The sequence below is a fragment of the Curtobacterium sp. PvP017 genome, from assembly GCF_054060195.1.
This window is the reverse complement of the sequence record NZ_JBSSCY010000001.1, coordinates 485,516-499,899: the sequence shown is the minus strand read 5'-3', so window position 1 is coordinate 499,899 and position 14,384 is coordinate 485,516. Positions and strand designations below refer to the sequence as shown.

Genomic DNA, 14,384 nt, shown 5'->3' with positions numbered 1-14,384 from the left:
TCCGCGTAGACTGAGGCAGATGTCCACGCCGCAAGAGGCCTCCGTGCCCGTGTCGCAGCCCGAGGGGACCCGTGCCGGACGGGTGGTCGCGGGGCGCCGTCGGGGTGCCGGAAAACGCTTCCTGGTGGTCGGCGACGTCTTGGACGGCGTGCTCGTGCAGACCACCGCACACACCATCGGGGTCCACGATCCCGCAGCCGTGATCCGCCACCGCCCGACCGGCGCTGCCGGCAACACCGCTGCCTGGCTCGGTTGGCTCGGCGCCGAGGTCGACCTCGTCGCCCGGGTGGGCGTCGACGACGTCTACCGGCACGAACGGTCGCTGGAGGACGCCGGCGTCCGACCGCACCTGCGCTACGACGCGATGACCTCCACCGGGGTCGTGGTGTCGGTGCGCAACGACAGCGGCCGCACGGCGATGTCCGACCCGGCCGCGAGCGGGAAGCTCACGGCAGCCGACGTCCCCGACGCCGTGGCTCGACGTGCGGACATCGTGCACCTGACGGGGCACGCGATGCTCGGGGGCGGCGCCGACCGCATCGCCGCCCTGGTCGCCCGCGCCCGGACAGGATCGGCCCGGGTGTCGCTCGATCCGTCCTCGGCGGCCATCGTCCGGTCGGTCGGTGCTCCCGCCTTCCTCGATGCCCTCGCCGGTGTCGACGTCCTCTTCCCCGGCCGACAGGAGGCCCTCGAACTGACCGGGTCGACGGACCTCGACGACGCGGTGCGGCGGCTGACCGAGCACGTCCCGCTCGTGGTGGTCACGGTGGGCGCCGACGGTGTGCTGGTGGGGCGGCGTGGTCGGAGCGTGCACCGCGTCGCCGCGACACCGGCGACGGTCGTCGACACGGTCGGGGCCGGCGACGCGTTCGCCGCGGGGTTCGTGCGGGCGTGGGCGACCGATCCCGTGCGGGTCGGAGCGGCGGCGCGCGAGGGCACCCGGGTCGCCGCCCGGGCGCTCGGGTTCGTCGGCGGCCGACCGCCGGTGTGACGGCCGGGACCGGGGCTCGAGCCGGCCGCGGTCACGACCGTGACGTTCCGCCCGGTCAGCCCGGTCAGCCCTCTGCGGGCTCCGCCACGACGGTGAGGGTCTGGACGCGACCGGTCGACGACGGGGCGAGCCGGATCTCGACGCGCAGGCGCCCGCAGGTGCCGGGCAGCCACCAGCGCAGGTGCGACGGCGTCGACGACTGCTCGGCGACGGGAGCAGCGGTCAGGTCCGCCCCCACCTCGGCGACCGCGGCGGCGATCGCGCGTCGGCGGCGATCGTAGGGGACGTCCATCGCCACGTTCGGCGTGCAGATCGCGTCCGCCACGTCGTCGCGCCAGTCGGCCAGGAGGCCCGTCACGGCGGTCTGCGCGGCTCGCGTCGCCCGGATGGTCGGGTCGGCGCCGGGGCGGCGCGCGGGTCCGGTGCCCGTACCGGCGAGTGCCGGGGACGCCGTCGGACGCGCGGTCTCCAGGAGCAGGTCGTGTGCCTGCTGCGCCGCGGCCGAGACCTTCGCCTGCGTGGCGTTCTCGAACGCGACGACACCGAGGCCGGTCTGCGCGGACCACCGCATGTGCGCCGAGAACCCCGGGTAGCCGCCGGAGTGCGAGACGAGTTCGCCGAACCGGTCGTCCTGCTCGACGAACAGCCCGAAGCCGTACGCCGTGGCGCGCGACGAACCGGGGACCACCGACGACGGCACGACCCGCATCGCCTGCTGCATGAGCCGGCGATCGGCGGGGGAGACCGGTCCGGGCTCCGGGGTGTCGGACGACGCCGATGCCAGGTGCGTCGCCCAGCGTGCGAGGTCGCGGACGGTGGAGAACAGGCCACCGATGGACGAGAACGCCCCCGGGCCGGTCATCGGCAGGGGTTCCCAGTCGCCGTCGTGCGGACGGAACCCGGTGACGACCGGTCCCGGAGACTCGGCCGCGCTGAACACCGTGTGGTCGAGACCGAGCGGCCGGAGCACCGTGTCGCGTGCCGCCTGGGTGAACGGACGGCCGGAGGCGACGGCGACGACCCGACCGAGCAGGGCGTAGCCGAGGTTCGAGTACGCGAACCGGGTGCCGGGCACGGAGTCGAACAACAGCCCGGCGCGCAGGACGTCGTCGAGCTCGGCGTCGCTGATCGACTCCTGCCGGTCCGCCCAGGGGTCGTCGGTGGGGAACCCGGCCGACATGGTCAGCAGCATCCGTAGGGTCGGCACGGGGGAGTCCGGTGTGGGCAGGTGCACGGCGCCGAACGCCGGCACGAAGGCGGTGACCGGTGCGTCGAGGTCCAGGTGGCCGTCGGAGACCAGCGTCAGCAGCGTCGCCGCGGTCACGCTCTTGGTGCACGACGCGATCCGGTAGACGCTGTCGGCATCGGGCCGCTGCCCGTCGCCACGGTCGCCGTGGCCCCCGGAGGCGATGAGACCCGTCCGGTCGAACACACCCCACGCGCTGCTCGGTGCGACGCCGCGGTCGACACGGTCACGGAAGAGCGCGTCGACCTGCGCGACGGCGGCGTCCCACGGGGTCACGACCGACGCATCTCTGCGTAGGCGTCGAGGGCACGCTGCCGCGTCGCCTTGAGGTCGACCATCGGCTCGGGCCGGAGCTCGTCCGAGGGGACCCACCGGTGCACGTACTCACGGTGCGGGTCGAACCGCTCGAGCTGCCGGTCGGGGTTGAACACGCGGAAGTACGGCGCCGCGTCGAAGCCCGACCCGGCGACCCACTGCCAGTTCCCGGCGTTGTTGGCCGAGTCGGCGTCGACGAGGGTGTCCCAGAACCACTGCTCGCCCACGCGCCAGTCGACCAGCAGGTTCTTGACGAGGAAGCTCGCGGTCGCCAACCGGACGCGGTTGTGCATGGCGCCGGAGTGCCACAGCTCCCGCATGCCGGCGTCGACGAGGTCGAACCCGGTCGTGCCGGTGCGCCACCGGTCGACCTCTGCCGCCGGGGCGTCCCGCCACGGGAACGCGTCGAACTCCCGACGCACGTTCACCGTCGTGATGTCCTCGCAGTGGAAGTGCTCGTTCCAGTTGAACTCGCGCCACGCCAGCTGCCGCAGGAAGGCCGAGGCGTTCTTGCGCTGCTCCGGCTCGAGCGTTCCGTGCAACCGGTGCCACACCTGGTACGGGCTGACCTCGCCCCAGCGCAGGTGCGGGGACAGGTCGCTCGTGGCTGCCATGGCGGGTTCGTCCCGCTGGTCGTAGTCCTCGAGCGCGTGGGTGACGAAGTGCTCGAGCCGCTGGTGGGCGCCGTGCTCGCCGGGTTCCCAGGCGTCGCGGAGTCCGCCGGCCCAGTCGGGACGGGTCGGCAGCAGGTCCCACTGGTCCAGGTCGTCGCTCGTGACCCGGGCGGGTGCTGGCAGGTCCCGGGGCTTCGGGAGCGGGTGCCGCGGTTCGGGCATCGCCTGGGCGGCGCGCCAGAACGGGGTGAACACCTTGTACGGTTCGCCCTGACCCGTGAGCACGGTCCACGGTTCCCAGAGCAGGTTCGCCGCGAAGCTGTGCGCTTCGATGCCGCGGTCGTGCAGCGCGCTCTTGATGCCGGCGTCGACCTCGCGTTCGGCGGGACCGTACCGACGGTTCCAGAACACGGCGTCCGCTCCTGACTCGGCGACGAGGGCGTCGATCACCGCGGCGGCCGCGCCCCGTCGCAGCACCAGCCGCGAGTCACGGTCGCGCAGTTCGCCGTCGAGGGCGGTGAGCGAGTGGTGGAGCCACCAGCGGCTGGCGGCACCGGCGGGACGGATGCCGGGGGACTCGTCGTCGAGGACGTAGACCACCGTGACGTCGCCGCCGTGGTCGATCGCAGCGCGCAGCGCGGGGTTGTCGGCCAGTCGCAGGTCGTCGCGGAGCCAGACCAGTGCGCCGGTCACACCGGTGCCGGATCCGACTCGGAGACCGTCCGCGCGACGGGTCGTCGGCCCGGGGCGGTGCCGACCGCGAGCCGCAGCTTCGTGCACAGCTCGGTGAGGGTGCGGAGTTCGGCGTCGGAGAGCCCGGCGCCGACCTGCTGCGCGATGCTCGCCGCGTGCTGCACGGCCACCTGGCGGTAGACGTCGAACCCGTGCGGGGTGAGCGCCACGATCACGCCGCGGGCGTCGGACGGGTCCGGCTGCTTCTCGACGATCCCGCGGGCGAGCAGGCGATCGACCAGGCGGCTCACGCTCGGCTGGGTGAGGAGCAGGTGACCGGTGAGGTCACGCATGCGGCAGCGCCGGCCGGGCTGTGTCGACAGGTTGAAGCAGACGTCGTACTCGTTGAAGGAGATCTCGCCACCGGGGAAGTCCGCGTTGAGGCTCCGCATCACGGTGACCTGGGCGCGGAACAGTGATTCCCAGGCAGCGACGGCGGTCGCCTTCTCGCTGCGGCGTGAGTCGCTCACGATCGCGCTCCCCTCTGGTCGGACGGTCCGTCCACACTACCGACGGCCCCCGACAGGGGCGGGTTCGACATGCACGAGGGCCGACATGCACCAGCCCGACGTGCACGAGGGCCGGCCGCTCTTCCGAGCGACCGGCCCTCTCCCTTGCACCAAGAGTTTCCTGCAATCACATTCCGCAGCCGGTGCCACAGCAAACACCGTCTGCGCGTCCGACTGTATAACGAAGCGGTAACGGCGCGCTAGCCTCTCCGAGGGTCGTTCGCTGCGAGTTCACCAAGAGCGACCGATCAGCATCAGAAGAGGTCGGGCGACGGCGTCGAAGCGTAGCGGACGGCCACGTCGGCGTGCCGGTCGAACCGGTACCCGACGCCGCGCACGGTGCGGACGATCTCCTCGAACGCGCCGAGCTTGGAGCGGAGACGGCGCACGTGCACGTCGATGGTGCGCTCGTTCGGGGTCTCGTCCTCGCCGTCCGACCACAGGCCGTCGATGATGGCCGAGCGGTCGACGGTCTGGCCCTCGCGCAGCACCAGGAACTGCAGGAGTTCGAACTCCTTGTACGTCAGGGGTGCTGCTTCACCGTCGAGGGTGACGCGCTTCCGGGAGATGTCGATGACGACCCCGGTCTCCTCCGGCTCGGGCTTCTCGGCCTGCTTGCGCGCGGCGACGGCGGAGCGGTCCTGCAACGCCAGCCGGACGACGTCGACGTCGCGGCCGCCGGACTGCTCCGCGGCGACGGCGACGGCCGCGTAGGTCTCCGAGTTCGGGACGAGCTGCGCGGTGAGCGCCTTCAGCTGCTCGACGACGGCCGCGAGCGTGGTGCCGGCTGCTGCCGCTTTCGCCTCGTCGATCCCGACGTACAGCGCGAAGCCACGGGCCTCGGTGCCCTCCGGCAGCGAGCGGTTGCGCTGCGGTGCGACGACCGGGCTGGTCGGCACGGCGGTCTGGCCGGTCGTGGCCGGCGTCGCGGGACGGGGCCGGATCGGGGTGACGGTCCCGAGGTCGGTCGGCGTCGGAGCGGCGGTGCGGAGCGCGGTGCGGGGCTGGGCGATGGTGAGCGACATGGTGGTTCTCCGGGCGATGTGGCCGGTGCGCGTGTGGCGCGTGCGGCGGTGTCGAATGCGTCGACCCGGGTACGGCTGGATGCCGTCGTGCCCTGCGGTCCTGCTGTGGACCGGGGCGGACCCGGGGGAACGGGAGACAGACCTCGTGACGTGGTGCGCGTCGTCGACGGTGTCCGTCACCCGGGGATCACACGCTCGCGACCGGGGTGGTGTCGCGGGGGATCCGGCTGGAACGGGTGCCGATCAGGCACACATTCGACAACGCATGACGGCGACCGGCATCATCATGCCGGAAGTCCCCTGGACCTCGGAGAGGACGCGGGTGGACACGGTTGCAGTCATGGGACGAGTATCGGCGGTATACCAAGGCGGTGTCAACCGTCCGAGTGGACGGTGCGTTCCGCGCACCGGCGGCGGTGGACCGGGCTGACGGACGACGGGAGGCCCGTGGCGGTGTCGCCACGGGCCTCCCGTCGATCGTGGGTGACGTCGACTGCCTACTCGGCCAGTCCGTAGAGGCGGTCGCCGGCGTCGCCGAGACCGGGGACGATGTACCCGTTCTCGTCGAGCTTCTCGTCGAGGGCGCCGAGCACGATCGAGACGTTGCGGTCGCCGACGGCCTGCTCGACCAGCGCGAGTCCCTCGGGTGCGCCGAGGATGCACACGCACGTGACCTCTTCGGCGCCGCGGGCGAACAGGAAGTCGATGGCGGCGGCGAGGGTGCCACCGGTGGCCAGCATCGGGTCGAGCACGAAGCACTGCCGGCCGGACAGGTCGTCGGGCAGGCGCTCGGCGTAGGTCTGCGGCTCGAGGGTCTCCTCGTTGCGGGCCATGCCGAGGAACCCGACCTCGGCCGTCGGCACGAGCTTGACCATGCCCTCGAGCATGCCGAGACCGGCACGCAGGATCGGGACGACGAGCGGACGCGGCTTGGCGATCGAGACGCCCATGGTGTGCGCCACGGGGGTGTCGATGGGCGTCGCGGTGACCCGGACGTTGCGCGTGGCCTCGTACGCGAGGAGCGTGACGAGCTCTTCGGTCAGGGCGCGGAACGTGGGGGAGGGTGTGGTCCGGTCGCGGAGCACCGAGAGCTTGTGGGTGATGAGCGGGTGGTCGGCGACGTGGACTCGCATAGGGTCGAGCCTACCGTGCTGCCGACCGCCAGGAGGTCCCGTGGAAGCGCCCGCTGCCCGTCCGTTCGTCCCGGCGATGGAACGCGCGCTCGACGAGGCCCGCGCGTGCCTGGCGACCGGCGACGTCCCCGTGGGGGCAGTGGTGCTCGACCGCGACGGCGAGGTCGTCGCCGTCGGCCGGAACGAGCGCGAGGCACTGCAGGACCCGACCGCGCACGCCGAGGTGCTCGCGCTCCGTGCGGCGGCCGCGGTGACGGGGGACTGGCACCTCGACGGGCACACGCTCGTCGTGACGCTCGAGCCGTGCCCGATGTGCGCCGGGGCGATCCTGGCAGCGCGTGTGCCCCGGGTCGTGTTCGGTGCCTGGGACCCCAAGGCGGGCGCGACCGGCAGCGTCTACGACATCGCCAGGGACCGCCGGCTGCCGCACCGCTCCGAGGTCGTCGGCGGCGTGCTCGAGCGCGAGTGCGCCGCGCTGCTCGACGCCTTCTTCAGTCAGCGGCGAGGATGACGATCGCCTCGGTCGGCGGACGCGGACCGGTGCGGAGCACATCGGGTTCGACGTAGATGACGCGGGCGATCGGCACCGCGGTGCGCACGCGGTGCTCGACGGTGTCGATGCCGGCGGCGACGTCCCCCAGGCGGCGGTCGCCGTCGACGGCGACCTTCACGCCGACCATGAGCTCGTCCGGGCCCAGGTACAGCGTCTTGATGTGGATGATCGCGTCGACCTCCGGGCCGTCGAGCACCGCGTGCTTGATCCGCTCGACGTCGGCGGCCGTGGCACCCTCGCCGACGAGCAGGCTCTTCGTCTCGATGCCCAGGACGACCGCGACGGCGATGAGCAGGGCGGCGATGAGCATGGTGCCGATCGCGTCGAAGACCCCGTTGCCGGTGATCGCGGTCAGCCCGACGCCGAACAGGGCGAAGACCAGACCGAGCAGGGCAGCGGTGTCCTCGAGCATCACGACGGGGAGCTCCGGGGCCTTGGCGCGACGGACGAACTGCACCCAGCTCTGCGTGCCCTTCTGCGGCCGGGCCTCCTTCAGCGCAGTGCGGAGCGAGAAGCCCTCGAGCCCGATCGCGATGACGAGCACGACGAGCGGCAGCCACCAGTTCTCGAGCGGGTGCGGGTGGGCGAGCTTCTCGATGCCCTCGTAGAGCGAGAACACCCCGCCGACGGAGAACAGGATGATCGAGACGACGAAGGCGTACACGTAGCGTTCGCGCCCGTAGCCGAAGGGGTGCTCCTCGTCGGCGGCGCGACGGGCACGGCGTCCGCCGAGCAGCAGGAGGAGCTGGTTCGCGGAGTCGGCCAGGGAGTGCACGCCCTCGGCCAGCATCGACGCGGACCCGCTGATCGCGGCCGCGATGAACTTCACGATCGCGATGCCGACGTTCGCACCGAGTGCGGCGAGGATCGCCTTCGTGCCTCCAGAAGCGCTCACAGCTGTCCCCTTCTCCCGATCTGGAAGACGATCCTAGGCGAGGCCTGTCGGTAGGGTCGGGAGCATGACGATCGACCTGCCCCGTACCGCCCTGCTCGGCGTCGGCTCCATGTCCGGCTCGGTCCTCGACGGCCTGCTCGCCGCCGGGCTCGACCCGGCGACGGTGACCCTCACGACGAAGTCCGAGGGGTCGGCCGCCGCCCACCGGCAGCGCGGGCTCGACGCCACCGCGAGCGACACCGACCCCGATGCGAACCGCCGCGCTGTCCGTGGCGCGGCGCTCGTCGTCGTCGGCGTGAAGCCGTACATGATCGCGGACCTGCTCGACGAGGTCGCAGCGGACCTGGAGCCCGGTGCGGTGCTGGTCAGCGTGGCGGTCGGCACCACGACCGCGAGCATGGAGTCGCGGGTGCCGGCCGGTGTGCGCGTCGTCCGTGCACTCCCGAACACGCCCATCGGCGTCGGCCACGGCGTCACCGGGGTCAGCGCCGGCGCGTCCGCGGACCCCGACGCCGTCGCGCTCGCGTCGTCGGTGTTCACCGCCTCGGGACAGGTGATCGAGGTGCCCGAGACGCAGCTCGACGCCCTGTCCGCCGTGTCCGGTTCGGGCCCGGCCTACGTCTTCCTGCTGGTCGAGGAGTGGCAGCGCGCTGCCGAGGCGCTCGGCTTCACCCCGGACCAGGCGGCCACGATGGTGCAGGGCACGCTGCGCGGCGCCGTGGAGCTGCTCGACCGGTCGGAGCGCGAGCCCGCCGACCTGCGGCGTGCCGTCACGAGCCCGAAGGGCACCACCGAGCGGGCCGTCGCGGTGCTGCAGGATGCCGACCTGGCCGACACCTTCCTGCGCGCGTCGCGCGCCGCGATCGCGCGCGCGGAGGAGATCGCCGCGTCGTAGGGGCGCGGGCGGACCTACTCGAACGCCGCGAAGCGCTCCAGGTCGGTCTCCGAACCCGAGACGATGATCACGTCGTCCTCGCCGATGATGCTCTCCGGCGTCGCCGGCACGAACGGGCTCCCGGGCGGCTTGATGCCGAGCACCGTCAGACCGAACCGGGTGCGGATCACCGTGGTGGCGAGGTCCTTCCCGCGCACGGCCCGTGGCGGGAACATCTTGACCACGGCGAAGTCGTCGTCGAACTCGATGAAGTCGAGCATGCGCCCGGACACCAGGTGTGCGGTGCGCTCCCCGGCTTCACGCTCCGGGTAGACGACGTGGTTCGCGCCGATGCGGGACAGGATCGTGCCGTGCGAGCGGCTGATGGCCTTCGCCCAGATCTGCGGGATGCCGAGGTCGACGAGGTTCGCCGTGATCAGCACGCTCGACTCGAGGTCGCTGCCCGTCCCGACGACCGCGATCGCGAAGTCCTGCGCACCGATCTGCCGCAGCGCGTCGATGTCGGTCGCATCGGCCTGCACGGCGTGCGTGACCCGGTCGGACCACTTCTGCACCAGGCCGGCGTCGGTGTCGACGACGAGGACCTCGCGGTCCTGCCGCTCGAGCTGACCGGCGGTGGCGGCGCCGAAGCGGCCGAGGCCGATGACGAGCACGGGTGCGTCGTGACTGATCGCACCCATCGGGTGCGGGGGACGGGTTCGGTCAGCCAACGATCGGCCTCTCCTCGGGGCGGCGGAACAACTGCCGGCTCTGACTCGCGGCCAGGGCTGCGGCGATGGTCACTGTACCGACCCGGCCGAGGAACATGGTGGCGGCCAGGACGTACTTGCCGGACTCGGGCAGGTCCGCGGACACGCCGGAGGACAGACCACTGGTCGAGAACGCCGAGATCACCTCGAACAGCACGCGGTCGAGCGAGTCGTCCGTGATCTGCAGGAGCACCACGGTCGCGACCGCCACGATCGTCGCTCCCCAGAGCACGATGGCGACCGCGACCCGCAGCACGTCACTGGGGATGCGGCGCCCGAACGCCTCCATGCTCTGCCGGCCGCGGGCCTCGGCCACCGCGGCGAGGAACAGCACCGCGAGGGTCGTGACCTTGATGCCGCCGGCGGTCGACGCGGAGCCGCCACCGATGAACATGAGCATGTCGGTGACGAGCAGGCTCGACCCGTTCAGCTGGTCGAAGTCGACGAGCGAGAAGCCGCCGGAGCGGGTCATCGTCGACAGGAAGAGCGCCTGGAACGCCGTCCGCCCGGCGCCCTCCTCGCCGAAGGTCGTCGGGTTCGAGGCCTCGAGCGCGGTGTAGACGATCGCACCGCCGACGAGCAGGACCGCGCTCGTGGCCAGGGTCAGCTTGACGTGGATCGGCCAGCGGCGCGGCGTGCGGAGCTGCTTCGTCAGGGCACGGATGACGGGGAACCCGATCGACCCCGCCACGACGCCGATCATCAGGAGCGTCAGGAACCAGTAGTCGTGGGCGAACGGGTCGAGGCCGTCCGCGTTGGGCGAGAAGCCGGTGTTCGTGAACGCCATCGCCGCGTAGTAGAAGGAGTCGCCGACCGCGGTCCAGAACGGGATGCCCGCGATCAACACCGACGGCAGGAGCAGCAGGCCGAGGACGATCTCGATCGACAGGGTGCTGACGGCCACCGTCGCGAGCAGGGTGCCGACCTCACCGAGGCGGACGGCCTGCCCCTCGGGCACGGCTCCGTGGTGGGTGCGGAGCGGGTTCGAGTCGCCCGCGGCCATCAGCTTCGCGCGGAGCCCGAGCTTGCGGGTCACGAACAGCCCGAGGATCGACGCGAAGGTCAGCACGCCCACCGCGCCGATCTGCGTGCCGATCACCACGAGGACCTTGCCGAAGACCGACCAGTGCGTCGCCATGTCGACGGTCGCGAGGCCGGTGACGCACACCACCGAGGCCGCCGTGAACAGTGCGTCCGAGAAGTGCGTGCTGGTCCGGTCCGCGGCGGCCCACGGCGTCATGAACAGCGCCGTGAACACGAAGATCAGGGCGATGAACACCACGATCGCCAATCGCGACGGCGACGATCGCAGGACCGTCGCGATCCGTCCGCCCCGTCGCCGGGTGACGGTCACGTGCCGCGGGAGCGGCTCGGTACGGTCGAGCATCGTATGCCTCCGAGGACATGGGCCGGGACGGTTCGTCATGGTACATCCGAGGTGCCCCGGCTAGCCTTGCCCGCATGGCCGACATCTTCTCCGTCGTGGCGGACCCCACGAGGCGTGAGCTGCTCGGGACCCTCCTCGCCGCGTACGGATCGGACGTCACCGGTGGGGAACTCAGCGTCGGGCAGCTCGTCGAACGACTGGGCGTCAGCCAGCCGACGGTGTCGAAGCACCTCCGCGTCCTGCGCGACATCGGCCTCGTCACCAGCCGCGAGGAAGGGCAGCACCGCTTCTACCGGCTCGACCCGGAACCGCTCGTGTCCCTGGAGGACTGGGTCCTGCCGTTCACCGGCGCAGTCGACGCCGACGGCATGCCCGCGACCACGGCGTGGACCCCCGATGGACAACCCGTGTCGGTGCGCCGGAACGGGGCGGCCGGCAAGGCCACCGTCGAGGTCGGCACCGAGCTCGGGCGTGTCATGGCCGAGGCGTCCTACCGGGCCACCGCGGCGATCTCCGGCGCGCAGCAGGGCTGGGAGCGCGTCGTCGACCGCAGCCGCAAGCGCTTCACCCGCCGCGGGGACGAAGACTGAGCCTGGACACTGGGTCGCACGCGCCTCTACAGTTGCCAGTGACCACACAGGTCACACCAAACCCGTGCGCGGATCGCGTGCGAGCCACCGAAGGCGGATCATGACCGGCAGTTTCGACGACGTGCGCTTCCTCACCGTCGCTGAGGTCGCCGAGATGATGCGTGTCTCGAAGATGACCGTGTACCGCATGGTCCACGCCGGTGAGCTCCCCGCCATCCGTTTCGGCCGGTCCTTCCGTGTCCCCGAGTCAGCCGTCGCCGACGTGCTGCGCGGTGGCATCGCAGACGTCGGCTGAGCGCACGCACGTCCGTTCCGGGCGCGTTCGACATCGCGTCAGCCCTCCGGTAGACTCGGCCGGGTTGATTTTCCGCGGTCTCGACGGCCCGGTGTCCGATACATCAGCACAGTCCGAGCGAGGTCCACATGGGTTCTGTCATCAAGAAGCGTCGCAAGCGCATGGCGAAGAAGAAGCACCGCAAGCTGCTTCGCAAGACGCGCCACCAGCGTCGCAACAAGAAGTAGGCCCCGAGCCTGCAGCGTCAAGCCCCGGTTCGCCGGGGCTTTCGCATTCGCCAGGGGACGCGGACCGCGAGCTACGCTGGAGCCATGCCCGCAGTGACGTTCCTGACCAAGCCCGGATGCCACCTCTGCGACGACGCCCGACCCGTGGTCGAGCGCGTCGTCGCCGAACATCCCGGCGTGACCCTGCAGGAACGCTCGATCCTCGACGACGACGCCCTCCGCCAGGAGTACGCGGAGGACATCCCCGTCGTGCTGGTCGACGGGCGCGTCCACAGCAACTGGCACGTCGACGCCGATCGGCTCGCACGTGCCCTCGAGAAGGCCGGTGCCTCCGCATGATCTCCCACGTCGTCGCCTGGACCCTGCGCGAGGACCTCGACCGCGCCGCGTCCATCGCCCGGATCCGCGAACTCCTGACCGGCCTGACCGGCACCATCGGGTCGATCCGCTCGCTCGAGGTCGTCGAGAACGTCGCCTACCCGGACAAGAACAGCGACGTCGCCGTCGTCGCGTCGTTCGACGACCTCGCGGGACTCGACGAGTACCAGGTGCACCCGGACCACCAGGCCGCCGCAGCCGAGATCCGTGGACTGGTCACGGGGCGGGCCGCCATCGACTGGGAGCGCTGAGCGGGCCTCCCGTCCCGCCCCCGGTGCTGCGTGCGCTGCGGCGCTTCGTGAGCAGAAATGGTCGCCTCCCACATCGGGAGGCGACCATTTCTGTTCACCATGTGCGCCCGCGAGGGGCGACGCGTGACGTGACTACGGGGTCAGGCGCGTCGGGCCACGGAAGAGGTACGTGACCTCGCGGATGGACGGCTCGCCGAGCATGAGCATGAGGACGCGCGCGAGGCCCATGCCGAACCCGCCGTGCGGCGGCACGCCGTAGCGGAAGAAGTCGAGGTACCAGCCGAGCTCCTCGGGGTCGAGGCCCTTCTCGACGGCCTGCGCCTCGAGCACGTCGACGCGGTGCTCGCGCTGCGCGCCCGTGGAGATCTCCGCACCGTTGAAGATGAGGTCGTAGCTGTTCGTGAGCGTCGGGTCGCCCGGCTTCCGCATGTGGTAGTACGGCCGGATCGAGGCGTCGTACTCGGTGACGAAGACGAACTCCGACCCGTGGTGCTCCTTCGCCCAGGCGGCGACGCGGCGCTCGCCCTCGGGGTCCAGGTCGCCGTCGGCACGCACGACGTCGTGTCCGCTGTCCGCGACGATCTTCCGGGCCTCGGCCAGGGTCACACGGGGGAACGGCGTCGCGGGGACCTGCAGCTCGAAGCCGAAGACCTCCTCGATGTCCTTGCCGTACTTCTCCTTGACCGCGGTGATGCCGGCGACCAGGACCTCTTCGTGCATCGCCATGACGTCCTCGTGGGACTCGATCCACGAGAACTCGGCGTCGACGCTGGTGAACTCCGTCGCGTGCCGGCTCGTGAACGAGGGGTCGGCGCGGAACGCGTCGGCGATCTCGAACACGGCACCGAAGCCGGCGGGCTGCGCCATCTGCTTGAAGTTCTGCGGCGACTGCGCCAGGTAGGCGGTCGTCTCGAAGTACTCGAGCTGGAACAGCTCGGCGCGCGACTCGGAGGCCGACGCCATCAGCTTCGGGGTGTGGATCTCGATGTAGTCGCGGTCCACCCAGTAGGTGCGGAACGCGTGCTCCAGCGTCGTCTGGATGCGGAAGATCAGGTTCTGCTTGCGGTTGCGCAGGTCGAGGAAGCGCCAGTCGAGCCGCTTGTCGAGCGACGAGTCGTCGGCGATCGGGGTCTCCGGGATCGCGGCGCTCACCACCTCGAGCGCGCCGACCTTGACCTCGAGGCCGCCGAGCTTGACGCGCTCGTCGTGCTTCAGGGTGCCGGTGGCGTGGATGAAGGTGCCGTGGGCGAGGCCCGAGATCTCGTTGGTGGTGGCGAGCGCGGCCTGGGCGGCGTCGTCACCGTCCTCGGCCTCGCGCGTGGCGGGGTTCACGAGCTGGACGGCGCCGGACTCGTCGCGGAGGACGACGAACTGCACCTTCTTCTGGTCTCGGACGGTCTCGACCCATCCGGCCACGGAGACGGGGCCGTCGGGGAGGGCAGCGAGGTCGGCGATGCGGGTGCGTTCGATCACGGTGGTCGAGTCTAACCGTCTGCGTCCGGCGGCGTCGGTCCGCAGGGTGCTCCCCTCCACAGGGCGGCATGCGTCCGGCGCCGTCCACAGGTCGGCCGGGAGGCCCGTGGGGCGTCCCGCGGGTCC

Annotated in this window: 17 protein-coding genes; 8 read left to right on the top strand and 9 right to left on the bottom strand. The window is 71.5% G+C overall.

What is annotated here, in order from left to right; all coding sequences use genetic code 11:
- Positions 1-19: 19 nt before the first annotated feature.
- On the top strand, positions 20-991 hold the full coding sequence (locus tag ACVKXF_RS02385) for a carbohydrate kinase family protein (RefSeq protein WP_396288938.1): 972 nt from the start codon (positions 20-22) through the stop codon (positions 989-991).
- A 64-nt stretch (positions 992-1,055) separates the two neighbouring features.
- Here ACVKXF_RS02385 and ACVKXF_RS02380 read toward each other — a convergent pair whose 3' ends face one another.
- The 5 genes from ACVKXF_RS02380 to upp all read right to left on the bottom strand — a co-directional run bounded on the left by ACVKXF_RS02380 (position 1,056) and on the right by upp (position 6,565).
- Positions 1,056-2,513 carry a serine hydrolase domain-containing protein gene (locus tag ACVKXF_RS02380; RefSeq protein ID WP_456794701.1) on the bottom strand — a complete coding sequence of 486 codons (1,458 nt, stop codon included), beginning with the start codon at positions 2,511-2,513 and terminating at the stop codon, positions 1,056-1,058.
- On the bottom strand, positions 2,510-3,859 hold the full coding sequence (locus ACVKXF_RS02375; RefSeq protein ID WP_456794700.1) for a cryptochrome/photolyase family protein: 1,350 nt from the start codon (positions 3,857-3,859) through the stop codon (positions 2,510-2,512). The genes ACVKXF_RS02380 and ACVKXF_RS02375 overlap by 4 nt, the downstream gene beginning before the upstream one ends.
- A complete protein-coding gene (locus ACVKXF_RS02370; protein WP_123313867.1) occupies positions 3,856-4,368 on the bottom strand; it encodes a MarR family winged helix-turn-helix transcriptional regulator in 513 nt (170 codons plus the stop codon). Before ACVKXF_RS02370 ends, ACVKXF_RS02375 begins: the two co-directional genes overlap by 4 nt.
- Before the next feature lie 293 nt (positions 4,369-4,661).
- Complete coding sequence (locus ACVKXF_RS02365) at positions 4,662-5,432, bottom strand: winged helix-turn-helix domain-containing protein (RefSeq protein WP_123313866.1); 771 nt, start codon at positions 5,430-5,432, stop codon at positions 4,662-4,664.
- A gap of 497 nt (positions 5,433-5,929) precedes the next feature.
- Complete coding sequence (upp, locus tag ACVKXF_RS02360; protein WP_456794699.1) at positions 5,930-6,565, bottom strand: uracil phosphoribosyltransferase; 636 nt, start codon at positions 6,563-6,565, stop codon at positions 5,930-5,932.
- Positions 6,566-6,641: 76 nt separating this feature from the next.
- Between upp and ACVKXF_RS02355 the strand changes: the two genes are divergently transcribed.
- Positions 6,642-7,076: a nucleoside deaminase gene (locus tag ACVKXF_RS02355; RefSeq protein WP_456794902.1), complete on the top strand. Its 435-nt coding sequence runs from the start codon at positions 6,642-6,644 to the stop codon at positions 7,074-7,076.
- On the opposite strand, the gene ACVKXF_RS02350 is transcribed toward ACVKXF_RS02355, so the two are convergent.
- A complete protein-coding gene (locus ACVKXF_RS02350; protein WP_340197441.1) occupies positions 7,057-8,013 on the bottom strand; it encodes a cation diffusion facilitator family transporter in 957 nt (318 codons plus the stop codon). The genes ACVKXF_RS02355 and ACVKXF_RS02350 overlap by 20 nt on opposite strands.
- A 64-nt stretch (positions 8,014-8,077) precedes the next feature.
- Between ACVKXF_RS02350 and proC the strand changes: the two genes are divergently transcribed.
- Positions 8,078-8,908, top strand: a complete 831-nt coding sequence (proC, locus tag ACVKXF_RS02345; protein WP_456794698.1) for a pyrroline-5-carboxylate reductase — start codon at positions 8,078-8,080, stop codon at positions 8,906-8,908.
- A gap of 14 nt (positions 8,909-8,922) precedes the next feature.
- Here proC and ACVKXF_RS02340 read toward each other — a convergent pair whose 3' ends face one another.
- Both ACVKXF_RS02340 and ACVKXF_RS02335 read right to left on the bottom strand, forming a co-directional pair.
- Positions 8,923-9,588, bottom strand: coding sequence for a potassium channel family protein (locus ACVKXF_RS02340; protein WP_123313863.1), 666 nt, complete (start codon positions 9,586-9,588; stop codon positions 8,923-8,925).
- A 22-nt stretch (positions 9,589-9,610) separates the two neighbouring features.
- Positions 9,611-11,044 carry a TrkH family potassium uptake protein gene (locus ACVKXF_RS02335; RefSeq protein WP_456794697.1) on the bottom strand — a complete coding sequence of 478 codons (1,434 nt, stop codon included), beginning with the start codon at positions 11,042-11,044 and terminating at the stop codon, positions 9,611-9,613.
- Positions 11,045-11,118: 74 nt separating this feature from the next.
- On the opposite strand from ACVKXF_RS02335, the gene ACVKXF_RS02330 reads away from it, so the two are divergent.
- The 5 genes from ACVKXF_RS02330 (at position 11,119) to ACVKXF_RS02310 (ending at position 12,785) form a co-directional block, all read left to right on the top strand.
- Entirely contained in the window at positions 11,119-11,634 is a 516-nt protein-coding gene (locus ACVKXF_RS02330; protein WP_123313861.1) for an ArsR/SmtB family transcription factor, read from the top strand.
- Positions 11,635-11,734: 100 nt separating this feature from the next.
- Entirely contained in the window at positions 11,735-11,929 is a 195-nt protein-coding gene (locus ACVKXF_RS02325; protein WP_022902482.1) for a helix-turn-helix domain-containing protein, read from the top strand.
- Between the two features lie 128 nt (positions 11,930-12,057).
- Positions 12,058-12,156 carry a 30S ribosomal protein bS22 gene (locus ACVKXF_RS02320; protein ID WP_003792170.1) on the top strand — a complete coding sequence of 33 codons (99 nt, stop codon included), beginning with the start codon at positions 12,058-12,060 and terminating at the stop codon, positions 12,154-12,156.
- 84 nt (positions 12,157-12,240) lie between these two features.
- Positions 12,241-12,495: a glutaredoxin family protein gene (locus ACVKXF_RS02315; protein WP_111084287.1), complete on the top strand. Its 255-nt coding sequence runs from the start codon at positions 12,241-12,243 to the stop codon at positions 12,493-12,495.
- Positions 12,492-12,785, top strand: a complete 294-nt coding sequence (locus ACVKXF_RS02310; RefSeq protein ID WP_123313860.1) for a Dabb family protein — start codon at positions 12,492-12,494, stop codon at positions 12,783-12,785. The genes ACVKXF_RS02315 and ACVKXF_RS02310 overlap by 4 nt, the downstream gene beginning before the upstream one ends.
- Positions 12,786-12,917: 132 nt before the next feature.
- Here ACVKXF_RS02310 and aspS read toward each other — a convergent pair whose 3' ends face one another.
- Complete coding sequence (gene aspS / locus ACVKXF_RS02305; RefSeq protein ID WP_123313859.1) at positions 12,918-14,258, bottom strand: aspartate--tRNA(Asn) ligase; 1,341 nt, start codon at positions 14,256-14,258, stop codon at positions 12,918-12,920.
- Positions 14,259-14,384 lie beyond the last annotated feature (126 nt).

What these genes read in the sequence shown, in the direction of transcription:
- ACVKXF_RS02310 (WP_123313860.1), top strand. Translation starts at nt 12,492, where the DNA reads ATGATCTCCCACGTCGTCGCCTGGACCCTGCGCGAGGACCTCGACCGC.
- ACVKXF_RS02365 (WP_123313866.1), bottom strand. Translation starts at nt 5,432, where the DNA reads ATGTCGCTCACCATCGCCCAGCCCCGCACCGCGCTCCGCACCGCCGCT.
- ACVKXF_RS02330 (WP_123313861.1), top strand. Translation starts at nt 11,119, where the DNA reads ATGGCCGACATCTTCTCCGTCGTGGCGGACCCCACGAGGCGTGAGCTG.
- ACVKXF_RS02385 (WP_396288938.1), top strand. Translation starts at nt 20, where the DNA reads ATGTCCACGCCGCAAGAGGCCTCCGTGCCCGTGTCGCAGCCCGAGGGG.
- ACVKXF_RS02325 (WP_022902482.1), top strand. Translation starts at nt 11,735, where the DNA reads ATGACCGGCAGTTTCGACGACGTGCGCTTCCTCACCGTCGCTGAGGTC.
- upp (WP_456794699.1), bottom strand. Translation starts at nt 6,565, where the DNA reads ATGCGAGTCCACGTCGCCGACCACCCGCTCATCACCCACAAGCTCTCG.
- ACVKXF_RS02335 (WP_456794697.1), bottom strand. Translation starts at nt 11,044, where the DNA reads ATGCTCGACCGTACCGAGCCGCTCCCGCGGCACGTGACCGTCACCCGG.
- ACVKXF_RS02355 (WP_456794902.1), top strand. Translation starts at nt 6,642, where the DNA reads ATGGAACGCGCGCTCGACGAGGCCCGCGCGTGCCTGGCGACCGGCGAC.
- proC (WP_456794698.1), top strand. Translation starts at nt 8,078, where the DNA reads ATGACGATCGACCTGCCCCGTACCGCCCTGCTCGGCGTCGGCTCCATG.
- ACVKXF_RS02315 (WP_111084287.1), top strand. Translation starts at nt 12,241, where the DNA reads ATGCCCGCAGTGACGTTCCTGACCAAGCCCGGATGCCACCTCTGCGAC.
- ACVKXF_RS02340 (WP_123313863.1), bottom strand. Translation starts at nt 9,588, where the DNA reads ATGGGTGCGATCAGTCACGACGCACCCGTGCTCGTCATCGGCCTCGGC.
- ACVKXF_RS02320 (WP_003792170.1), top strand. Translation starts at nt 12,058, where the DNA reads ATGGGTTCTGTCATCAAGAAGCGTCGCAAGCGCATGGCGAAGAAGAAG.